This is a genomic window from Streptomyces anandii JCM 4720, assembly GCF_014650655.1.
Classification (GTDB): domain Bacteria; phylum Actinomycetota; class Actinomycetes; order Streptomycetales; family Streptomycetaceae; genus Streptomyces; species Streptomyces anandii.
The window spans coordinates 1-14,477 of sequence record NZ_BMVJ01000039.1 but is presented as its reverse complement, the minus strand read 5'-3'; the positions used below and the strand labels follow the sequence as shown (position 1 = coordinate 14,477).

Annotated in this window: 13 protein-coding genes and 1 tRNA gene; 5 read left to right on the top strand and 9 right to left on the bottom strand. The window is 72.1% G+C overall.

The window, feature by feature from the left end:
- From IE249_RS39480 to IE249_RS34490, 4 genes are all read right to left on the bottom strand, one after another.
- A partial coding sequence (locus tag IE249_RS39480) for a PTS sugar transporter subunit IIA (RefSeq protein ID WP_229859941.1) occupies positions 1–457 on the bottom strand: 457 nt, incomplete at its 3' end.
- Positions 458–590: 133 nt separating this feature from the next.
- Positions 591–1,538 (bottom strand): 1-phosphofructokinase, encoded by a 948-nt coding sequence (pfkB, locus tag IE249_RS34500; protein ID WP_189711306.1) that lies wholly within the window; start codon positions 1,536–1,538, stop codon positions 591–593.
- On the bottom strand, positions 1,535–2,296 hold the full coding sequence (locus IE249_RS34495; protein WP_189711304.1) for a DeoR/GlpR family DNA-binding transcription regulator: 762 nt from the start codon (positions 2,294–2,296) through the stop codon (positions 1,535–1,537). The genes pfkB and IE249_RS34495 overlap by 4 nt, the downstream gene beginning before the upstream one ends.
- 267 nt (positions 2,297–2,563) lie before the next feature.
- Complete coding sequence (locus IE249_RS34490; protein WP_373304536.1) at positions 2,564–4,162, bottom strand: MFS transporter; 1,599 nt, start codon at positions 4,160–4,162, stop codon at positions 2,564–2,566.
- A 62-nt stretch (positions 4,163–4,224) separates the two neighbouring features.
- Here IE249_RS34490 and IE249_RS34485 point away from each other — a divergent pair, with 62 nt between their 5' ends.
- Complete coding sequence (locus tag IE249_RS34485) at positions 4,225–5,244, top strand: helix-turn-helix transcriptional regulator (protein ID WP_189711338.1); 1,020 nt, start codon at positions 4,225–4,227, stop codon at positions 5,242–5,244.
- On the opposite strand, the gene IE249_RS34480 is transcribed toward IE249_RS34485, so the two are convergent.
- The 3 genes from IE249_RS34480 to IE249_RS34470 all read right to left on the bottom strand — a co-directional run bounded on the left by IE249_RS34480 (position 5,241) and on the right by IE249_RS34470 (position 8,711).
- Positions 5,241–5,912 (bottom strand): TetR/AcrR family transcriptional regulator, encoded by a 672-nt coding sequence (locus IE249_RS34480; RefSeq protein WP_189711336.1) that lies wholly within the window; start codon positions 5,910–5,912, stop codon positions 5,241–5,243. The two genes, IE249_RS34485 and IE249_RS34480, sit on opposite strands and share 4 nt — an antisense overlap.
- A 486-nt stretch (positions 5,913–6,398) precedes the next feature.
- The gene (locus IE249_RS34475) at positions 6,399–7,397 is read right to left on the bottom strand and encodes a sigma-70 family RNA polymerase sigma factor (protein ID WP_189711302.1); all 999 of its coding nucleotides are present in this window, start codon (positions 7,395–7,397) and stop codon (positions 6,399–6,401) included.
- 522 nt (positions 7,398–7,919) lie between these two features.
- Positions 7,920–8,711: a dioxygenase family protein gene (locus IE249_RS34470; protein WP_189711300.1), complete on the bottom strand. Its 792-nt coding sequence runs from the start codon at positions 8,709–8,711 to the stop codon at positions 7,920–7,922.
- A gap of 110 nt (positions 8,712–8,821) precedes the next feature.
- Between IE249_RS34470 and IE249_RS34465 the strand changes: the two genes are divergently transcribed.
- Positions 8,822–9,343, top strand: a complete 522-nt coding sequence (locus tag IE249_RS34465; RefSeq protein ID WP_189711298.1) for a MarR family winged helix-turn-helix transcriptional regulator — start codon at positions 8,822–8,824, stop codon at positions 9,341–9,343.
- 117 nt (positions 9,344–9,460) lie between these two features.
- On the opposite strand, the gene IE249_RS34460 is transcribed toward IE249_RS34465, so the two are convergent.
- Positions 9,461–11,014, bottom strand: a complete 1,554-nt coding sequence (locus tag IE249_RS34460; protein WP_189711296.1) for an MFS transporter — start codon at positions 11,012–11,014, stop codon at positions 9,461–9,463.
- 233 nt (positions 11,015–11,247) lie between these two features.
- On the bottom strand, positions 11,248–11,901 hold the full coding sequence (locus tag IE249_RS34455; RefSeq protein WP_189711294.1) for a TetR/AcrR family transcriptional regulator: 654 nt from the start codon (positions 11,899–11,901) through the stop codon (positions 11,248–11,250).
- A 332-nt stretch (positions 11,902–12,233) separates the two neighbouring features.
- Here IE249_RS34455 and IE249_RS34450 point away from each other — a divergent pair, with 332 nt between their 5' ends.
- The 3 genes from IE249_RS34450 (at position 12,234) to IE249_RS34440 (ending at position 14,445) form a co-directional block, all read left to right on the top strand.
- Positions 12,234–13,682 carry a M6 family metalloprotease domain-containing protein gene (locus IE249_RS34450; RefSeq protein ID WP_373304535.1) on the top strand — a complete coding sequence of 483 codons (1,449 nt, stop codon included), beginning with the start codon at positions 12,234–12,236 and terminating at the stop codon, positions 13,680–13,682.
- 143 nt (positions 13,683–13,825) lie between these two features.
- Positions 13,826–14,314 (top strand): IclR family transcriptional regulator domain-containing protein, encoded by a 489-nt coding sequence (locus tag IE249_RS34445; protein ID WP_308434438.1) that lies wholly within the window; start codon positions 13,826–13,828, stop codon positions 14,312–14,314.
- 55 nt (positions 14,315–14,369) lie between these two features.
- Positions 14,370–14,445, top strand: a tRNA-Arg gene (locus IE249_RS34440).
- Positions 14,446–14,477: the final 32 nt, after the last annotated feature.

Genomic DNA, 14,477 nt, shown 5'->3' with positions numbered 1-14,477 from the left:
CTTCCGCGACCTCCGCGTCCTCGCCGCGGATCAGAGCGGCGGCGCGGCCCGGGTCGTCCACCGAGCGCAGGGCGGCGGTGAACTCCGCGTTCATCAGCTGGCGGGCCAGCGACGACAGGATCGTCAGGTGGGCGTCGTCCGCACCGGCCGGCGCGGCGATCAGGAACACCAGGTCGGCCGGCCCGTCCGGCGCGCCGAAGTCGATCCCGGCGGCGCTGCGCCCGAAGGCGAGCGTCGGCTCGGTGACGTGCGCGCTGCGGCAGTGCGGGATGCCGATGCCGCCGTCGAGGCCGGTCGGCATCTGCGCCTCGCGGGCGGCCACGTCGGCGAGGAAGCCCTCCAGGTCGGTCACCCGGCCCTTGGCCGCCATGCGCTCGGCGAGGGCGCGTGCCGCCGCCTCCTTGGTGTCGGCGGACAGGTCGAGATCGACCAGGTCCGCGGTGATCATGTCGCTCATCGCGGGCTCCTTAGCACGCGTATCGCCCAGGCCGTGGGGTGGTGGGCAGGGGTGGGGACGGGAGTGCCGTGGGGGGAGGCTGGGGAGTGGGGCGGGCGGACGGGAAGTGCGGCCGGGAGGACGCGGGCGGCGGTCATGACACCGGCTCCCCGAGGACGCGGTCCACCGGCGCGTCCGGCGTGACCGTCACCGCCGCCGGGTCCAGGTGCACGGGCGTCGGCATCAGGCTGCCGGGCAGTTGTACGGCGGCCGCTCCGTGGGCCACGGCGGAGGACAGGGCCTCCGGGCCGACGCCGCCGGCGATCAGGAAACCGGCGAGGGAGGAGTCACCGGCGCCCACGTTGCTGCGGACGGTGTCGACGCGCGCGCTGCCGTACCAGACACCGGCGCCGTCCACGAGCAGCTGGCCGTCCGCGCCGAGGCTGGCGAGCACGGCGCGCGCGCCCAGGCCGCGCAGTTCCTCGGCCGCCTTCACCGCGTCGCCCACGGTCATGAGCGGGCGGCCGACGGCCTCGGCGAGTTCCTCGGCGTTGGGTTTGACCACGTCGGGGCCCTCGCGCAGCGCCTCCAGCAGGGCCGGTCCCGAGGTGTCCAGCGCGATCCGTACACCGGCGGCGTGCGCGCGGGCGACCAGGTCGGCGTACCAGGAGGGCGAGAGCCCGCGCGGCAGGCTGCCGCAGCACGCGATCCAGTCGGCGCCGCGCGACTGCCGCCGCACGGTGTCGAGGAGCAGTTCCTGCTCCTGGCCGGTCAGCTCGGGGCCCGGCGCGTTGATCTTCGTGAGGACGCCGTCCGACTCCGCGAGCGCGATGTTGGAGCGGGTGGCCCCGGCGATCGGCACCGGCGCGACCTCGATGCCCTGGGCGGCCAGCAGTTCCTCGATGACCGCTCCCGGCGCGCCGCCCAGGGGCAGCACGGCGACCGTGCGCCGCCCGGCGGCCGCGACCGCGCGCGAGACGTTCACGCCCTTGCCGCCCGGGTCCATGCGCTCGCCGGTGGCCCGGACCACCTCGCCGCGGTCGAGCGAGGGAATCTCGTAGGTGCGGTCGAGGGAGGGGTTGGGGGTGACGGTGAGGATCATGCGCGTACTACTTCCGTGCCGCCGCGCTCGATGGCGGCGGTGTCGTCCGGGCTGAGCCCGCTGTCGGTGATCAGCAGGTCCACGTCGCTCAGGTCGCCGAAGCGGGCGAAGTGCTCCTGGCCGTGCTTGGAGGAGTCGGCGAGGAGCACCACGCGGCGGGCGGCGGCGACCGCCGCCCGCTTCACGGCCGCCTCGGCGAGGTCGGGGGTGGTCAGACCGTGCGCGGCGGAGAAGCCGTTGGCGGCGACGAACAGCACGTCGGCGCGGATCTCGCCGTAGGCGCGCAGCGCCCAGGCGTCCACGGCGGCGCGCGTGCGGTGCCGTACGCGGCCGCCGACGAGGTGGAGCTGGAGGCCGGGGTGGTCGGCGAGCCGGGCCGCGATGGGCAGGCTGTGGGTGACGACGGTGAGCTCGGCCTCCAGGGGCAGGGCGGCGGCGAACCGGGCGACCGTCGAACCGGCGTCGAGGATCAGCGTGCCCGCGGCGGGCAGTTCGGCGAGGGCGGCCTTGGCGATACGGTCCTTCTCGTCGGCCGACGTCGACTCCCGCTCGGCGAGGTCCGGCTCGAAGTCCAGCCGGCCGGCCGGGATCGCCCCGCCGTGCACCCGGCGCAGCAGTCCGGCGCGGTCGAGGGCCTTCAGGTCACGGCGGATCGTCTCCGCCGTCACCTGGAACTCCTCGGCGAGCGACACGACGTCCACCCGGCCGCCGTCCCGGGCGAGCCGGAGGATCTCCTGCTGCCGCTCCGGTGCGTACATGTCCGTTTACCTCCGACCGATGCCCGAACCTGTGGTTTCTCTGGAGGCTACGCCCGGTTTTCCGGAAAGTAAACAGGTTCGGCGCCCCGAACCGGGCATGAATGGACTTCCGTTTGTGTCCGGTACGCACGCCGTGGGGCCCGGCATCCGGAAAACGGACACCGGGCCCCACGGCGAACGGACGGGAAGGTAGTGGGAGGGAAGGGGATGGGAGGGGAGGGGAGGGGAGGGGAGGGGACGTGACGGGAAAGGGCGGGAAGGACGGGCTCAGACCGACATGGCGCGCTCGCGCTCACCGGCCGGCCGGGACGCGTCCGCGGCCTGCTCCCCCGCGTCCCCCGCGTCCCCCGCGCCCTCCGTGTGCTGCGCCGGCCGCTTCGGCAGCGCCGACATCAGGACGAAGATGACGCCCAGCACCGCCGCCACCCACACCAGCGCGTGCTGGAAGGCTTCGACGAAGGCCGGGCCCACCTGCGCCGGGGTCAGCCGGTCGCCTATCACCCCGAAGAAGACCACCGACACCAGGCCGAGCCCCAGCGCGTTGCCCATCTGCTGCACGGTGTTGATCAGCCCGGACGCCGAGCCGGCGTGCTCGCGCGGCACCTCGGACAGCACCGCGTCGGTCAGCGGGGCCACGATCAGGCCCATGCCCGCGCCCATCACCACCAGCGGCAGCGCCATCTGCCAGGAGGCGATGTGCAGGCCGTACCGCTCGGACTCCCAGATGTAGAGCAGGACACCGGCCGCCATCGTCAGCGCGCCCGCCTGGAGCACCTTGCGGCCGAAGCGCGGGACCAGCTTCTGCACCGACATGCCGGCCGCGGTGGAGACCGCGATCGAGAACGGCACCCCGGTCAGCCCGGCGCGCAGCGGGCTCCAGCCCAGGCCGATCTGCATGTAGAGCGTCCAGACCAGGAAGAACACGCCGAGCGCGACCCCGAAGACCGTCTGTACGGCGATGCCCGCGGCGAAACTCTTGACCCGGAACAGCGACAGCTCGACCAGCGGGGAGCCGTCCCGGGCCGCCTTGCGCCGCTCGTACGCCACCAGCGCGGCGAAGACCCCGAGCGCGCCCGCCATCGAGCCGTACCCCCACAGCGGCCAGCCCAGCTCACGGCCGCGGGTCAGCGGGTAGAGCAGCATGAGCAGTCCGAGGGTGACCAGGCCGACGCCCACCAGGTCCAGCTTGAGCGCCCTCGGGGCCTTGGACTCGGTGATGAAGCGGCTGCCCAGCCAGAACGCGGCGACGCCCACCGGGAGGTTGATCAGGAAGATCGGGCGCCACTGGAGTCCGAACAGGTTCCACTCGGTCAGCAGCGCGCCGAGCAGCGGGCCGGACACCGCGCCCAGTCCGACGACCGCGCCGAACAGCCCGAAGACCTTGCCGCGTTCGTGCGCCGGGAAGGTGGCGTGCACGATCGACAGCACCTGCGGCACCATCATCGCCGCCATGCCGCCCTGGAGGATGCGCGAGGCGACCAGCATCTCGGGGTTCGCGGCGAAGCCGCACAGGGCGGAGGCGAGGGTGAAGCCGCCGATGCCGACGAGGAACAGCCGCTTGCGGCCGTGGATGTCGCCGAGCCGGCCGCCGGTGATCAGGCCGGCCGCGAAGGCGAGGGCGTAACCGGCGGTGATCCACTGGATCTGGCTGAAGGACGCGCCCGCGTCCTTCTGGATGGACGGGATCGCGATGTTGACGATCGTGACGTCCACGAGGTCCATGAAGGCCGCGGTCATCACGATCGCCAGCGCGAACCAGCGGCGGCGGTCAGCCTGCCGCGCCGGGCCGCTCACCGCCCGCGCCGGGCCGTTCGCCGGTCGCGCCGGGTCGTCCGTGCTGTCGACAAGGGTTTCGCTGGAGGTCATGAGTTCAAGCTAGAAGGCGAAGAGGTCAGATCATGTCCTAGATGTACGGCATTCTCGAACGCATGACGACGGACACCCCGGCACGGCTCCTCCAGCTCCTGTCCCTGCTCCAGACGCCCCGGGAATGGCCGGGCGGCGAGCTCGCCGAGCGTCTGGGCGTCTCGCGCCGCACGGTACGGCGGGACGTCGACCGGCTGCGCGAACTCGGCTACCCCGTACAGGCGACCAGGGGCTCGGACGGCGGCTACCGGCTGGTGGCGGGCAAGGCGATGCCGCCCCTGGTGGTGGACGACGAGGAGGCGGTGGCCATCGCGGTGGGACTACGGGCGGGGGCCGGCCACGCCATCGAGGGCGTGGACGAGGCGTCGGTACGGGCGCTGGCGAAGCTGGAGCAGGTGCTGCCGGCCCGGCTGCGCCACCGCGTCTCCACCCTCCAGGCCGCGACCACCCCGCTGACGAGCGGCGACGGCGCGAGCGTCGCCCCCGAGACGCTGACCGTGATGGCCTCGGCGGTCGCCGGGCGCGAGCGGCTGCGCTTCGCGTACCGCGCCGGGGACGGCACGGGGACCCGCCGGGTGACCGAGCCGTACCGGCTCGTCTCGACCGGCCGGCGCTGGTACCTGGTGGCGTACGACCTCGACCGGGCGGACTGGCGGACGTTCCGGGTCGACCGGGTGAGCGAACCCTTCGCGACCGGGGCGCGCTTCACCCCGCGCGAGCTGCCCACGGGCAGCGCGGCCGAGTATCTGCGGCAGTCGATGTACCGGCGGCAGGAGACCTACGCCTTCACGGTGACCTTCGCCGAGCCGGTCGAGCGCGTCGCGGCGCGGCTGCCCACCTGGCTCGGCACCCCGGAACCGCTCGACGGCGGCGACGGCTGCGTGCTGCGGTCCACCACCGGCGACATGGTGGAGTGGCTCGCGGTGCGGCTGGCGATGCTCGGCTACGAGTTCACGGTGCGGGAGCCCGCGGAACTGGTCGAGGCGGTGGGCAAGTTGGGGTCGCGATTGGTACGGGCGGCCGGGGGCGGGGAGGAGAGCGGGAGTGCGGATGCGGGAGCGGGAGCGGGTGGCGCAGGCTAGTCCTGCTCTGACTGCGGCCCCCGCTGCTCCGGCTCCGGCTCCGGCTCCGGCTGCCAGGTGAAATCCCGCAGGGCCGTGAGGTTGCGCAGGGCGAGTGCGGTGGGGCCCTCGGGTCCTTCGGCAGGGACCTCGCCGGTGGCCCAGGACTCGACGGCCACGCGTACGGCGGCGCCCGCGACGGCCGCGGCGAAACGGAGGTCGGGCGGGACGGCGACCGTGGCCTGGTCGGCCTCGCGGCCGCGGGCAACGTTGTCGTCGCCGCCACTTCGCGCCGTCCGGGCCGCGAGCACCTCCGCCAGCGTCCGCTCCGACGCCTGGCACTCCTCGGCCCAGATCTTGCGCACCGCCGGGTTGGTCTCGGCCAGGCGGATGAGGGTGCGGGCCCACTGCCAGGAGGACGCCGAGACCCCTGCTCCCGGGGTGAAGGTGTGACGCACGGCGTGGATGAGGGCCTGGCCGATGGAGAGTTCCGCCGGGGCTTCCCGTACGGCGTCGGTCCACCGCCGGGCGCCCTCCGCGTAGAGGGGGGCCACCGCCTCCTCCTTGGTGGCGAAGTAGCGGTAGAAGGTGCGCGGGGCGACGCCGGCGGCCTGGGCGATGTCCTCGGCCCGGGTGGCCTTCAGTCCCCGGGTCACGAACAGGCGGGCCGCGGCCCGGGCGATCTCCATACGGGTGGCGGCCTTACGGCGCTCGGTCAGCGAGGAGGACTTGCGGGGAGCGGGGGTGGAGCTGGTCACGTCGGCAGGCTATGCCTGTGTGGCACAATCTGCCATCTGGGCGGGCCACCCCGGGGTTCAGGTCCGGGGTGACCCGTCTGCCCAGCACGCCTTCCCCCGGAAGAGAGTTGGAGCCGGGCTCCGGCACCCGGGGGGAGTGGCGCCGAAGCCCGGCTCTGGGGCAGTCCCGGCGCCGGGGGGGGATTGCGTCGGGACGTGGCTCATGTGGTGCGGGACGTCCGGAAGGTGGGACGTCCGGATACTCCGCGGAACGCGAACTCGCGGGCCCGCAAGGGTTGTTCCCGGGCTCCAGCCGGTTGAAGCGGCGGTACACGGCCATGTTTGCGCGGTCTTTCGCCACCGGGCGCACGCCCCCACACGCCGGCGCCCCGCCCGCCCCGGAGAAGCCCTCCGCCGAGCGGAACCCGACCCCGTCCCTCACGCCACCGCGTCGAACCCCGTGTCCCGCGCCAGCTTCTTCAGCTCCAGCAACGCGTGCTTCTCGATCTGCCGGATGCGCTCGCGCGTCAGACCGTGCTCCTTGCCGACCTCGGTCAGCGTGCGCTCGCGGCCGTCCTCGATGCCGTACCGCATCTTGATGATGGAGGCCGTGCGCTGGTCCAGGCGGCCGATCAGGTCGTCGAGCTCCTCGCTGCGCAGCAGGGTCAGCACCGACTGCTCGGGCGACACCGCCGAGGTGTCCTCCAGCAGATCGCCGAACTGGGTCTCACCCTCGTCGTCCACCGACATGTTCAGCGACACCGGGTCGCGGGCCCAGTCGAGCACGTCCGAGACGCGCTCGGGCGTGGAGCCGAGCTCGGCGGCGATCTCCATGGGCTCGGGGTCGCGGCCGTTCTCCCGGTTGAACTCGCGCTGGACGCGGCGGATGCGGCCGAGCTCTTCCACCAGGTGGACGGGCAGCCGGATCGTACGGGACTGGTCCGCGATGGAGCGGGTGATCGCCTGACGGATCCACCAGGTGGCGTACGTCGAGAACTTGAAGCCCTTGCGGTAGTCGAACTTCTCCACCGCGCGGACCAGGCCGGCGTTGCCCTCCTGGATCAGGTCGAGCAGCGGCAGGCCACTGCGCGGGTAGCGGCGGGCGACGGCGACGACCAGGCGCAGGTTGGAGCGGATGAAGACGTCCTTCGCCCGCTCGCCCTCGGCCACCAGGGCCTCGAGCTCCTCGCGGGAGGCGTCCGCCTGGGACTCCTCGTACCCGTCGAGGATCTGTTGCGCGAACACACCCGCCTCGATGACCTGGGACAGCTCGACCTCCTTGGCGGCGTCGAGCAGCGGTGTCCGCGCTATCTCGTCGAGGTACATGCCGACCAGGTCGCGATCGGCGATCTCGCCGCCATGGCTGCGAACACTGCTTGCCGCGTCGGCCGCCTCACCGTTGGCGGACTGACGACGGGCGACGGCACGGGTTGCCATGCGTGCTCCCTTGCGATGGTGTGTCAGCGGGTGGTCCTTCGGACGCTTGGCACTCTCTTCGGAGCCTCCGGAGCTTCCGCAGCCGCCGGTGCCTCCGGCGCTGTCGGGACTTTCGGAACTCTCCTCGGGTGCCCCGCATCCGATGGAAACAACGACTGGAATCCGGACAGAATTCCCAACCCGCCCCCCAAGTTTTCTGATCATGCAGTACCCTGTCCCGCCGCAGCGCGCCGAGCACTGGCACCGAGTGCCACCGCCCCGCGCGGAGCCGCAGGTCAGAGCCGGGTCCGAAATGCTCCCGGAGCCCGCCGGAACCGGGCGGTCCACCCCGGACCGCCCCGGTCCTGAGACTGCCGTCACAGGCGGAAGGGCGTCCTCGTCGATCGCCCTTCCACCCTCATTGACGGGTCGTACCGGCGGAAGGTTGCCGCAAACCCGGACTCTCAGGAAATTCCCAGACCCTCCACACCCTGGTTGTACGCAGCGCGGGCCCGCACGTTTCAGCCGAACCGCGGCGACCGCTCAGCCGAACTGCAGCGACCGCTTGGCCAGCCCCATCCAGAAGCCGTCGATCACGGACCTCTGCGCGTCCAGCTCGCCGCCGGCCTCCGCGACGCCCATGGTCACGAACAGCGGGGCGAAGTGCTCGGTCCGCGGATGGGCGTAGCGCCCGGCCGGGGCCTTGTCGAGGAAGTCCAGCAGGGAGTCCCAGTCGCGCCCGTCGAGCGCGCGGCGCCCCCAGTCGTCGAACTCCGCCGACCAGCTCGGCACCCCGGCGCCCACATGCCGCAGCGCGGCGAGGTTGTGGGTGAAGAACCCGGAGCCCACGATCAGCACGCCCTCGTCGCGCAGGGGCGCCAGCTTCCGCCCGATGTCCATGAGCTTCACCGGGTCGAGGGTCGGCATGGACACCTGCAGTACGGGGATGTCGGCGGCCGGGAACATCTCGACCAGCGGGACGTAGGCGCCGTGGTCCAGCCCCCGGTCCGGGACGTCCTGCACGGGTATCCCGGGGGCGCGCAGCAACTTGCGGACGCTCTCGGCGAGTTCGGGCGCGCCAGGAGCGGCGTAGCGCACCTGGTAGTAGTGCTCGGGGAAGCCCCAGAAGTCGTAGACGAGCGGGACGGTGCGCACGGCGCCGAGGGCCAGCGGGGCCTCCTCCCAGTGGGCGGAGACCACGAGGATCGCCTTGGGCCTGGGCAGTTCGGCGGACCAGGCGGCGAGCTGGGCGGGCCAGACCGGGTCGTCGGCGAGCGGCGGGGCGCCGTGGCTGAGGTAGAGGGCGGGCATGCGCTCCTGGGTGGTGGGGGACACGGCGGCGGCTCCTGCTCGTAACTGAGGTTGCTTGAAGCTTAAAGCTCTACCTCTGCGAGAGTACGCTCCACTTGTTTAAACTTCAAGGACTGGCCTCGTACAGTGGACGTATGAACACGGCACCCGCATCCGGTCCACGGCCCGCCGAGGGCCCCCACTGGCTGACCGACGAGGAGCAGCGCGTGTGGCGCTCCTACCTGCACGCCACGACCCTCCTCGAGGACCACCTCGACCGTCAGCTCCAGCGCGACGCGGGCATGCCGCACATCTACTACGGGCTGCTCGTCCAGCTCGGCGAGGCGCCGCGCCGCCGGCTTCGTATGACCGAGCTGGCCATGAACGCCAAGATCACCCGCTCCCGCCTCTCGCACGCCGTCGCCCGCCTGGAGAAGAACGGCTGGGTGCGCCGCGAGGACTGCCCCTCCGACAAGCGGGGCCAGTTCGCCGTACTGACGGACGAGGGCGCACAGGTGCTCAGGCGTACCGCCCCGGGCCATGTGGCCGCCGTGCGCCAGGCGCTGTTCGACCGGCTCAGCCCGGAACAGCAGAAGTCCCTCGGCGAGATCATGCAGATCGTCGCCGAGGGACTCCAGCCGAACGAGGCGGGCGCGGACCTTCCCTGGCTCCGCTGAGCCGCGTACGGCGGGTGCGCCCGCCGTACGGGGACGGTGGGGCCGGCCGTACGGGCCCGGTCAGACCGTACGGGCCCGGTCAGACCGCACGAGCCCCGTCAGGCCGTACGGGCCCGGTCAGTGCGCGATGACCGGCACCGCCACCTCGTCCTCCACGCCCTCGCCGGAGGCGGCCGGGGAACCGCCGACCGTGGTGCTGCCCGGACGGCCCGCGTTGACCAGGGTCAGCGCGATCACGCCGGCCAGGACCAGGATGCCCACGGCGAACCAGATGGCGGTGGTGTAGCCGTGCACCAGCCCCTGCATCTGGACCAGCTGCTGCTGCGGCTTGGCCGCGGCGCCGCCGATGTGGTCCTTGACGTACGCGACCGTCGCGGAGGAGGCGATCGTGTTCAGCAGAGCCGTGCCGATGGCGCCGCCCACCTGCTGCGAGGTGTTGACCATCGCGGAGGCGACACCCGCGTCACGCGGCTGGACGCCCAGGGTGGCCAGTGACATGGCCGGCATGAACGCCGTACCCATGCCGAGGCCGAGCAGCAGCATCGCGGGCAGCAGCAGGGCCGCGTACGAGGAGCCGATCTCCAGCTGGGTCAGCAGCAGCATGCCGACCGAGGCGACCAGGAAGCCGGGGCCCATCAGCAGCCGGGCCGGGACGCGGGTCATCAGCCGGGCGCCGATCTGGGTGGAGCCGGTGATCATGCCCGCGATCATGGGGAGGAACGCGAAGCCGGTCTTCACCGGCGAGTAGCCCTTCACGACCTGGAGGTAGTAGGTCAGGAAGAGGAACAGGCCGAACATGCCGATGATGGCCAGGCCGAGGGAGAGGTACACGCCACCGCGGTTGCGCTCGGTGATCACCCGCAGCGGCAGCAGCGGGGCCTTCACCCTGGACTCCACCAGCACGAACGCGCCCAGCAGGACGGCGGAGGCGACGAACATCGACACGGTCAGGGCGTCGCCCCAGCCGTCCGACTCGGCGCGGGTGAAGCCGTAGACCAGGGAGACCAGGCCGAGGGTGGACAGCACGACACCCGGGATGTCCAGCGGCGAGCGGTTGCGGCCGCCCTCGGGCTCACGGATGACGAAGTAGGCGCCGGCCGCGGCGACCACGGCGAACGGGACGTTGACGAAGAAGGTCCAGCGCCAGTCCAGGTACTCGGTGAGGAAACCGCCGAGGATCAGGCCCACGGCGCCACCGCCGCCGGCGATCGCACCGTAGATGCCGAACGCCTTGGCGCGCTCCTTGGCGTCGGTGAACATCACGGCGAGCAGGGACAGCGCGGCCGGCGCGAGGAGCGCGCCGAAGGCGCCCTGCAGCGCGCGGGCGCCGAACATCATCGTCCCGTTGGTGGCGGCGCCGCCGAGCGCGGAGGCCGCGGCGAAGCCGGCCAGACCGGTCACGAAGGCGCGCTTGCGGCCCCAGAGGTCGGCGATACGGCCGCCGAAGAGGAGCAGTCCGCCGAAGGCGAGGGCGTAGGCGGTGACCACCCACTGCCGGTTGCCGTCGGAGATGCCGAGGTCGCTCTGGGCGGAGGGCAGGGCGATGTTCACGATGGTGGCGTCGAGGACGACCATCAGCTGGGCCAGCGCGATGAAGACCAGCGCCCTCCAGCGGTTGGCGTCGCCGGTCTCCACCGGGACGCCGGAAGCCTGTGCGGCTGTTGCAGACATGGGGGTACCCACTTCGGGACTTCGTGACGGAAAAAGTGTGAGAAAGCGGTCTTAGGGCGTCGAGGGATGGCGGCGCGCCCCGCCGGACGGATGAGGCAGGACAGGACGGAGCGGCCGGGATGGCCGTTGGCTGTGTCGGTTGTTCGGCTGCGTCGGTTGTTCGGAAGTTTCGAATGTGATGACCGGAGTACGGCCTTGGATCAATCGGCCCTGAACCAAGCGGTGTCGACCGCTCAGGCCTGGCGGAGGTCCTCCATGGTCGTGGCCGTGCCCGGCAGGACGGATCGGGCCGGAGCCCGCAGCCCGTCCAGGAACAGCTGCAGATGACGGTGTACGAAGCGGTCGTGGCTGAGGCAGCCGGTGCCGGCCGGGGGCCGGCTGAGCTGGGCCGCGGCGATCATCAGGTCACCGACGCCCACGTCGGGGCGCAGCTGACCGGCCGCCACGGCCCGGCCCATGACCTCCTCGACGAGGTCCTCGACCCGTTCGCGCGCGGCTTGCAGGTCGGGGTGGTGCTGGTCGAAAGTGCTGGAGACCATCGGGCACAGCGCGCTGATCCGCTCGTCGGCGGCGACGTGCACGAAGCGCTCCAGGGCCTCGAAGGCGTCGCCGGTCTCCGCGAGCGCGTCCTCGGCCGCGCGCGCCGTACGGTCCATGACGGAGCAGACGACCTCGCGGACGAGGGCGTCGCGGTCCGGGAAGTTGCGGTACAGCGTGGCGTTGCCGACGCCGGCCCTGCGGGCGATCTCGTCGAGCGGCACCTCGGGGCCGTGCTCGACGAACATCTCGCGGGCGGCGGTGACGATCCGCTCCCGGTTGCGCAGAGCGTCGGCGCGGGGCCTGCTCGCCTTGCGCTGCACGGGGTTCACGGTCGTCGGGGCCTGCACGGCGTACTCCTCGATCGATGGCTGACGGTTCGTCGGTCTTCGGTTCGTTCTGGTCTGGCCTGTCCCGGCCTTCGGCGGGGCGATACGGGGAGAGGTTCCCCGCTTCACTCGGACACCGGTTAAACGGGGAAGGGATCCCCGGTTATTTCCCGCCCCCGAAAAGATTCCGTGTGACCTGAGGCACATACCGGCCATCGCCCCTCTCCCACGACCACCGGACCGGCCGTCCCACGACCGGACCGCTCCAGCGCGCGTCTCCCCCGCCCACGACACAGGGTGATCGAGAGGGTGCAGCCTGAGACCGGCGGCTGCCTGGAGCGAAGGGTCCACGCATGCGAGCGCAGCCGCCCCGTCGCCGTGCAGGCCGGACCAGCCGGGTGGGCCACATAGCCGGGAAAGGCCTCGCAGACTGCATAGGCCGCACGGGCCTCGCAGACTGCATAGGCCGCACGCACCGCACGGACCGCACAGGCCGTGCGACGGGTACCGGCGCCGGCAAGGCCCCAGCCACCCCTCGCGGTCACAAGCGCCGGGCCGCGGCCCTGGCCTCCGTCACCGTACTGACCCTCGTGGTCAGCACCTCGGCGGGCGCCGGGCACCTCGCGCCGGGCCGCACGGCGACCGGCTCCGGTTCGGCCTCCCTGGCCCGCTCCCCCGCGCTCAACCCGTGCCTGATCAGCGGCACTCCGGCCGTACAGATGTCGGAGGGGGTCCCGACAGCCGGCGGCTACGCCCGCTCCACGGGCACCGTGCACGCCCTGACCCTGATGGTCGACTTCCCCGACGCCGTCGGCCAGGGCAGCGCGATGGACCGCTTCCACGAGTTCTTCCCGCAGACCCAGGAATGGTTCCGCACCGCCTCCTACGGCCGCCTCGACTACCGCCCCGAGACCCCGATACGCGACTGGCTGCGCATGCCGAAGGCGTTCAAGGACTACGGCATAGAGCGCGGCGCCCCCTTCGACCCCGGGTACCGCAAACTGGTCCAGGACCTGGTGGCCGCGGCCGATCCCAAGGTGGACTTCCGGGACTACGACCTGCTCAACGTGCTGATGACCCCTAACGCGGGCCCTTCCGCCCTGGACACGGTCCTGTCGGTCACCTTCGCGGGCAACAGCGACGCCCCGGTGGCCGACGGCGTCCCGATCGCCAACGCCTCCTTCGTCTACTCCCGCCAGGACGACGGCTCCGGCTCGTACGACCGCACCGGGTACCGGGTGCTCCCCCACGAGAACGGCCATGTCTTCGGCCTGCCCGACCTCTACACCCAGGAGGGCGGGGGCGCGGTGGGCCACTGGGACATCATGAGCGAGGACTGGGGGGCCAACAACGACCTGCTCGGCTGGCACAAGTGGAAACTGGGCTGGCTGGACGCCTCCCAGGTCAGCTGCGCGGCGAAGCGGGGCTCGACCGAGTACACCCTGACCCCGCTGGAGCGGCCGGGCGGCCCGAAGCTGATCTTCGTACCCCTGGACGGCCGTACCGGATACGCCCTCGAACTGCGCACCCACGCCGGCAACGACGAGACGGTGTGCCGCCCGGGCGTCCTCATCTACAAGGTGGACGCCGACGTCGACACCGGCCGCGGCCCGATCACCGTCTACGACGCCCACCGCAACTCCGGCGGCTGCACCCGCAGCCCCAACGTCCACGCCGAACTCTCCGACGCCCCCTTCGCCCCCGGAGAGACCTTCAAGGACCCCAATGCCAAGATCCGCATCGACGTGGCATCAGCGAACCTGGCGGGCGACTACCGGGTACGGGTGACCCGCCAGCCGTGACCGGCCGATACGGAAACCGTGACCGGCCGGTACGGAAGTCATGACCGGCCGGCGGCCCGGCCCCCACGGAGCTGATCACCCACGAACACCTGGGCCTCGTACGCCGAACCGCGGCCACCCGCGCCTTCACCCTCACCCCGAGGGTGCTGTCCCTGGGCTTCCCACCCCTGTCCCGCACCACACTCCCCCGCATCGCCCAGCCCCATCTGGAGGACCTGGCGTCACGCGTCCACGAGTCGGCGTCCCTGGCGATCCTGACCCCGTCCGGCGAGGAGATCCAGTACACGGCCGTGGCGACCTGGGGCCGCATCATGAGCGTGAACATCGCGGTGGGCACCCGCCTCCCGTCCCGCAGGACAGCCCTGGGCAAAGTCCTGCTGGCCACCCCGGAAGCGCCGCTGCCCTACGCCCTGATGGACGAGGAGCTGGAGGAGGGCCTGCGCACGCTGGCGGTCCCGATCCACGACCGCACCGGCCGCCCGGTAGCCGCGGCCAACCTGGCCATGCACGCGGCCGCCCACACCCACGACGAGTGCCTCACGACCCTCCTCCCCGCCCTGCGCACAGCAGCCACAGCCCTGGAGACCGACCTCCGCACGGCCTCCCACTTCACCCACGTCCCCCTTTCCTGACCCCCACCTCCCCAATCCGGTACGCTGACGCCTGTGGCCACCACGACCACGATCCGCCTTCGTAGCTCAGGGGATAGAGCACCGCTCTCCTAAAGCGGGTGTCGCAGGTTCGAATCCTGCCGGGGGCACCAGCCAAAAGGCCCCGGACCGATCATGGTCCGGG

What these genes read in the sequence shown, in the direction of transcription:
- IE249_RS34475 (WP_189711302.1), bottom strand. Translation starts at nt 7,397, where the DNA reads ATGGCAACCCGTGCCGTCGCCCGTCGTCAGTCCGCCAACGGTGAGGCG.
- IE249_RS34465 (WP_189711298.1), top strand. Translation starts at nt 8,822, where the DNA reads ATGAACACGGCACCCGCATCCGGTCCACGGCCCGCCGAGGGCCCCCAC.
- IE249_RS34495 (WP_189711304.1), bottom strand. Translation starts at nt 2,296, where the DNA reads ATGTACGCACCGGAGCGGCAGCAGGAGATCCTCCGGCTCGCCCGGGAC.
- IE249_RS34485 (WP_189711338.1), top strand. Translation starts at nt 4,225, where the DNA reads ATGACGACGGACACCCCGGCACGGCTCCTCCAGCTCCTGTCCCTGCTC.
- IE249_RS34460 (WP_189711296.1), bottom strand. Translation starts at nt 11,014, where the DNA reads ATGTCTGCAACAGCCGCACAGGCTTCCGGCGTCCCGGTGGAGACCGGC.
- pfkB (WP_189711306.1), bottom strand. Translation starts at nt 1,538, where the DNA reads ATGATCCTCACCGTCACCCCCAACCCCTCCCTCGACCGCACCTACGAG.
- IE249_RS34450 (WP_373304535.1), top strand. Translation starts at nt 12,234, where the DNA reads ATGCGAGCGCAGCCGCCCCGTCGCCGTGCAGGCCGGACCAGCCGGGTG.
- IE249_RS34490 (WP_373304536.1), bottom strand. Translation starts at nt 4,162, where the DNA reads ATGACCTCCAGCGAAACCCTTGTCGACAGCACGGACGACCCGGCGCGA.
- IE249_RS34480 (WP_189711336.1), bottom strand. Translation starts at nt 5,912, where the DNA reads ATGGAGATCGCCCGGGCCGCGGCCCGCCTGTTCGTGACCCGGGGACTG.